The organism is Parafrankia sp. Ea1.12 (assembly GCF_900465275.1).
Classification (GTDB): Bacteria; Actinomycetota; Actinomycetes; order Frankiales; family Frankiaceae; genus Parafrankia; species Parafrankia soli.
Window position 1 is genome coordinate 1 of the sequence record NZ_UBIZ01000095.1, and the last position, 1,731, is coordinate 1,731.

Annotated in this window: 1 protein-coding gene; it reads left to right on the forward strand. The window is 72.0% G+C overall.

Annotated elements, in window-relative coordinates:
• The first annotated feature begins 180 nt into the window (after positions 1-180).
• Positions 181-1,560 carry an IS1380 family transposase gene (locus FMEAI12_RS01945; protein ID WP_160144223.1) on the forward strand — a complete coding sequence of 460 codons (1,380 nt, stop codon included), beginning with the start codon at positions 181-183 and terminating at the stop codon, positions 1,558-1,560.
• Positions 1,561-1,731: the final 171 nt, after the last annotated feature.

Here is a 1,731-nt window from a genome sequence, read left to right on the forward strand (position 1 = left end):
GACCTAAATCCGCCAGTAGCTGGTGATGTTGAGGGTTTGTAGATGGCTGGAACGTGAGCGGGTGCCTGCCGTGCAGGGAGAATCGGGGTTACCACACCAACCGATGGCTTCCTGACGAGAGGCACCCGCCGGGTGAACAGACTACGCAGATCGGCCGCGTCGCGGAAACGGGTTCCACGGGTGCGGGTCGGGCCGTCCGATCGGTCGCTGACCGGGATGGCGGGGCTGGCCGCGGTCGCTGAGCTGGTCGACCGGCTCGGGGTCGTCGAGGTGTTGGACGACCAGATCGGGCCGGTCAAGCGGCGGGCGCGGGGGCTTTCGGGCGGGGAGTTGCTGGTCGGGCTGGCGAGCGCGCAGCTGGCGGGGCAGGCGAGCATGTCCGGGCTGGACCGGCTGCGTCTGGACGAGGCGGGTGGGCTGCTCGCGGTGGTGCCGTTCGCGCCGTCGCGGACGGCGGCGCGGCTTTCGGGCCGGTTCGGCCCGGTGGCGCTGTCCGGGGTCGAGGCGACGGTTGGGGTGCTGGCCGGCCGTTGGCTGTCTCGGCTGCCCGGGCAGCGTCGGGCCGAGCTGGTCACCGGGCGGCCGACGATCGACCTGGACTCCTCCGACGTGGAGGTTTTCGGCCGTGGGAAGCGTGGCGTGGCCTATACCTACGAGGGGAAGAAGGCCGGCCGGCCGCTGCTGGCGTCGTGGGCGCGGACCGGGCTGGTCTTGGCCGCCGACCTGCTCGCCGGGGACCAGGACGTCCGGCCGCGTGCCGCCGGGCTGCTGACCCGGGCGCTGGCGAACCTGCCGGCTGCCGTCTGCGCGCCGCCGCTGGTCCGCGCCGATTCGGGGTTCTTCACCGGGGACCTCGCCCGCGCTGCCGTGACCGCGGGCGCGGACTTCGCGGTCGCCGCGCCACGCAACAGCGCGCTCTGGCGCGCCTACGGCGCCGTTCCCGAGAAGGCCTGGACCGACGCGCGGGACATGACCGGCGCCCAGGTCGCCGCCAGTGGCTATGCCCCGGCCGGCTGGCCGCCCGGCACCTACACGATCATCCGCCGGGTGAAGGTCCCTGCCGGTGAGATCTCCACCGACCCCCGCTCGCGGCGGCGGCGCACGATCCCGAAAGACCAGCTCACCCTCGCGTTGGAAGGCGTCGCCGACCACGCCTGGGCGGTCAGTTTCATCGTCACGAACATCCCCGCTGACGAGCCCGACGGCATCGTCGCCGTCGAGCACTGGTTCCGTGGCCGCGCCGACATCGAAACCCAGATCAAAGATGTCAAGCTCGGCGCCGGCCTGCGCCACCTGCCCTCCGCGGACCCGGCCGTCAACACCGTCTGGATGTGGGCGGCGATCCTCGCCGGCTGGCTATCTACCCTGTTCCAGTCCCTGACCGGATTCGACCAGCGCGCGGGGCGCGCGCACGGCGACCGGCTCCGCCACGAACTGATCAACATCCCCGGTCGGGTCATCCGTCACGCCGGCACGCTCACCCTGCGCCTGCCACCCGGCCGCGACCAGCACCTGCCCGGCGCCCTCGAACGGCTACGTGCTCTGCCCGCAGCCGGCTGACCAGCCCGTTCCCCCGACGAGACCCCGTCCGGGCCGTGGACCCGGCGCCCACCCGGTACGACAGCCGGGCCGTCACCCTGCCCACCAGCCGGAAACACCATCAACAAGCCGGAAAGGGAAAGATCACCGATCTTTGATCACGCCAACCGTCGTTACTGACGGATGTAGGTC